4 protein-coding genes and 1 other RNA gene are annotated in these 4436 nt (G+C 29.1%); 2 read left to right on the forward strand and 3 right to left on the reverse strand.

Translation table 11 applies throughout. The features are described 5' to 3' along the window. Together ACI3VO_RS07190 and ACI3VO_RS07195 are read left to right on the forward strand one after the other, a co-directional pair. Window positions 1–817 (forward strand): MATE family efflux transporter (locus ACI3VO_RS07190; protein WP_439757254.1); only part of this gene is annotated, 817 nt, incomplete at its 5' end. Window positions 818–849: 32 nt separating this feature from the next. Continuing rightward, window positions 850–1860 carry a hypothetical protein gene (locus tag ACI3VO_RS07195; RefSeq protein ID WP_439757255.1) on the forward strand — a complete coding sequence of 337 codons (1011 nt, stop codon included), beginning with the start codon at window positions 850–852 and terminating at the stop codon, window positions 1858–1860. 72 nt (window positions 1861–1932) lie between these two features. Here ACI3VO_RS07195 and ACI3VO_RS07200 read toward each other — a convergent pair whose 3' ends face one another. The 3 genes from ACI3VO_RS07200 to ACI3VO_RS07210 all read right to left on the reverse strand — a co-directional run. After that, on the reverse strand, window positions 1933–3138 hold the full coding sequence (locus ACI3VO_RS07200) for an exosporium morphogenetic protein CdeC (protein ID WP_439757256.1): 1206 nt from the start codon (window positions 3136–3138) through the stop codon (window positions 1933–1935). A gap of 173 nt (window positions 3139–3311) precedes the next feature. Next, a non-coding RNA gene (gene ssrS / locus ACI3VO_RS07205) (6S RNA) lies at window positions 3312–3499 on the reverse strand. A gap of 153 nt (window positions 3500–3652) precedes the next feature. Then, window positions 3653–4436 (reverse strand): hypothetical protein (locus ACI3VO_RS07210; protein WP_439757257.1); only part of this gene is annotated, 784 nt, incomplete at its 5' end.

Here is a 4436-nt window from a genome sequence, read left to right on the forward strand (position 1 = left end):
TTACTACATAAAAAATGAAGGGTTAATTTGCTATAGCGCTCTTTTGGCTATATCAATAGGAGAAACAGTAAATATAATATTTATAACTATAAATCTATACAGAGATTCCAATATCTACAATAAATACATTATAGATATAAAAGATTTCAAAAAAGCATCTATAGATACTTTAAAAAGAGCAGTTCCAATAACATGTAATAGAATGTCCAGTATTTTATTACAATCTATAAGCTCTATTATGATACCCTCTAGGTTGATTTTAGCTAATATGACTTATTCTGAGGCATTAGGTGCTTACGGTATTATAAGCGGTATGGTAATGCCATTTGTTTATTTGCCGTTTTCTATTGGATCGGCTCTAGTTGTAAATTTAATTCCAAGCATTTCTGGAGAGGTAGCGCTAAAAAGCAATAAAAATTTGATTAAAAAAATTGTTTTTTCAATAGGACTGACATTGTTTTTTGGAATATCCTGTTCTTTGCTTTTTTACTTTTTTGGTTCTCCATTATGTAATTTAGTATTTAAAAATGAAACTGCTGGCATTTACTTGAAAGCGATGTTTTTAGCACCTATTTTTTTATCTCTAAATCAAACTTTATCGGCTATATTACATGGAATTAAAAAGGAACTTATTTCTAGCTTTAATAACATCTTAGGAGCAGTAATTCAATTAATTTGCCTGTATTTTTTACTGCCTATTCCAGGCCTAAATATATACGCTTATATATACGTGGTAACTGCTGTAGCCGTATTTACCACTTTACTACATACAATATCTCTAATTACTTCATTAAAAAAACTCGGCTCCATAAGTTAGATATATTGAAAAATTTTTCGAGGAGAGATTTTATGAGCTTTATAAACGATTATTCATATACAATTAGACGATCAGATAAAGAAATTTTCTATTTTTACTGCGAAAATGGTCTTTTTTACAAATATTACGACGCTTACAGCAATCTAATAAAAAAAATAAATATACTAGAAGATTATATAAAGGATTTTACGATGTTCAGCTTCTCTATAGATGAAGAGGACAATATTTACGGTGTACTTTGCTTTGACAACTTGAAAATAATAAAATGCTGTAAAAATAGCTATAGCTTTTCTATAGAAGATACTTTAAAATTCGACTTTCAGAAATTTAGAATGTGCTATCCGTATTTTAAGGAGATAGACAAAACTAGCCATCTTTTCTATTACGTATATGAAATTCAGGAAAGCAATACTACTGCTCTATTTCATATGTATAAAGAAAATAATTCTTGGCACGAGCAAAAAATTGATTTTATAAATCACCTTATTTTAAACGAGTACAAAGTTGTATTTATCGAAGACTTACCAATTATTTTTTATTTTAATATGGTAGATAATGCAGAAGAACTTTTCTGTTGTATATTCGATAATTTAAGCCATACATGGTCTAATCCCATTCAAATTACCGATACTAAAAGAAATAAGCTATATATGGATGTAATTGTAAAAGATAATTTTGTACATATCACGTACTGTTACGAGGCCAACAACACCTACTGTATCGAATATATAAGAGGCATTATCGAGAACAACTTATTCAAAAGCTCTATGTCGACAGATATTGCTAAATACTCTATTTTTATGTATCCATCATTTACTGTAGATGAAAATAAACTGATTTTAATGTGGATTCACTTAAATAAATTGTACACTTGCTATTCTACAGATAATGGATTTTCATGGAGTGAACCAATTTTAGATGAAAATAGCGTTTATTTAGAATTTCTAAGAAGTAAATTTTTATCTAATTACAAGGAGGATTTATCATATAATAATTCTAACTTGTTTATAACAAATGGCGAAATTTCATTTTTAGGATTTTAAATTTTTCAAAACCATAAAAAGAGGTCTCAATAGAAGACCTCTTAAATTTAATCTAAAATTATTTTCCAAATATTATCTATTGCATCCACATCCACAGCCACTGTGACTATTGTTATTTTGATTTGATGTAGATTCTTCTCCACAAGATGTAAAATCACAAACTCTAGAGAATGTATCTACAATTCTTGGTGTTATAGGAGTAGAAGATCCTAATACTACTATTTGTTCTCCTCTTAATATACTTACTATTTCTTGTACACAAAGAATTAAATCTATACCACCTGGTATATTTACTGTATAATTTGCTTTTCCTTCTACACAATTTTTTTGTACATTTGCATTGCTTACACAGCTTACAGATAATTTTGTTTGATAATTTTGTCTTAAAGTAATTCCCATTCCACTTGATGGTATACAAATAGGAGCAGCTAAAGTATTAAATCTAAATCCAACACAGCTGCATTGAACTAAATTTCCTTGAGAATCCATAAATGCTGGTATAGCGCTTATTGTAACTTGTGTACATCCACAATGTCCTCTCAATGTTAAAACTAAATCGCTTACTTCTACTTGTAGTCCTCTTTCTCTAAATTTAGATGGAGTACCTCTTCCTTGAGCACAACAGAATGAATTTCTCTCACCACATACAAATGATTCAAAAGTAGATTCACATAATGTTTCTTCAGGCTCTACAGGATGTACTGTAAATCCTTCTAAAGTTACGTTTCCTGGTGTTATTTCTATTTCTGAAAAATCAAAGCATACTTCATCGATTTTTACTGATACAAATCCCCCTGTTGGAATATTTCCATTTACATTTTCTACATCGTATATGAAATACAATTGTGATCCATCAGAAGCGCTCGCATCTTGGAAAATTTGGAATTGCATAGTATCAAAAACTCTGTTGGTTTCTATTGCAAAAGGCACTGCATTTGCAGTATTAAATCTAGATAAATTCAAAGGTGAACAACACTGATCATTTGAACAAGGATTTTTCACACAATCCATACCTGTTTCAAGTTGGCAAGGTTCACATTTGTGATTATGGCAGTCATGATGACAGTCATGGTCATGTGAATGTGAATTAGATTGTTTGCATGGGTTGTGTTGCTCACATTCTTTTGGACAAGGTTTTGGGCAATTGTTATTAGATTTATTACAACCTCTTGATAAATCATCACATATGTCTTTATCCATAGCTTCTTCATTTGACAAAAATGCATTTGTCATTTGGTTTGCATTCATTCTTCTTTTACTCTTTTTAAGATCTTGCATATTTACGTCCCCCTAATAGTGTATATATATTATATGACTCGTTTTCATATAATATAATAAATAATATGCAAATTTTTTATCTTTTGTTCTCAATAAAACAAATTATCTAACATCGTTTTTAAATTAAAAAAAGCTAGACAATAATGTCTAGCTCAGAGATTTCATTAAAAAAACAAAATCCCAAAACACCGTAGGCCCTGCAAATTCAGTCCCGAGAATCCTCCCAGGTGGGTGACCTGTAAATAGGTTCCAATTTCTTATATAAATATAAGATGCAATCACTCCGCTATCTAACGTATGTCTCCCGTAAAATTTTTGTCGGTTGAATTTAAAGGTAACCACTCGTATGCCTCAGGATTTTCATATACTTATTATATAACAAAACTAAAATAATTTAAAGTCTTTTTCTGTGGTAATTTTAGAAAATTTTTCAAAAGCATTTTTTGAGATTTTCTATGTAAATATAATTTAATATTCTATATTTGCTTTACGATTGAAATTCTCAACTAATCAGCTATTCATTTTCGTTATCATCCTCTTCATAATATTGAGTATCGTCGTAATTATATTCATCCTCATCTGTAGCTTCTAAATCATCTCCTCTTAGAAGACTTCCCAATAATTTAATATTACTTGTACTTCCTAAATTTCCTATATCAGCTAGAGAACTCAATGAAAATCCACCCTCCTCATCGCTTTCAGGTAAAAACAATTCTGCAAACAAATCTATTTTCTTTTTCATATCTATAGCTTTTTCTATAGATTCCTTTCTCTTCTCTGGAAATACTTCTAAAATCTCTTTAATCATCATATTTTTTTTATCCTCTTCATCCATACTTCTGAAAAATTCACTTTCATCTTCCTTCTCTAGTATATCCACATCGTTTAATTTTTTTATACCTTTTACTAAATCTAATATGCTCTCCATTTTTATAAGCATTTTTCGTTCATCTGGAGACATGTATTTTTTAGTTCTAGTGATTATTTCCATTCCTCTATCTAAATCCTCTTCGCTCAAATCCATCAGCTTTATACCTTTTTTTACATCTTCTATATTGTAGTTTAAGGTATTTTTTTTGTTTTGAGATTTAGATTTTGAATTTTTCTTTATCTTTTTTATCTTTCTTATTTTTTTACCTTTTGTATTAGATAAATTACTTTTTCGACCTTCATCATTTTCATTTTTTCTTTTTGATGCTGAATTTTTATTTTGTTTTTTATTTATTAATAAACTATTATCCGATGAATTCATATCCTTATTGCCGAACAAAGATAAGTTTCCATTGCTTAGAGCCAAA

The sequence above is a fragment of the Intestinibacter sp. genome (assembly GCF_051866655.1).
Classification (GTDB): Bacteria; Bacillota; Clostridia; order Peptostreptococcales; family Peptostreptococcaceae; genus Intestinibacter.

Bases quoted from the DNA above. Each gene is read 5' to 3' on its own strand.
- ACI3VO_RS07195 (WP_439757255.1), top strand. From the start codon at position 850: ATGAGCTTTATAAACGATTATTCATATACAATTAGACGATCAGATAAA.
- ACI3VO_RS07200 (WP_439757256.1), bottom strand. From the start codon at position 3,138: ATGCAAGATCTTAAAAAGAGTAAAAGAAGAATGAATGCAAACCAAATG.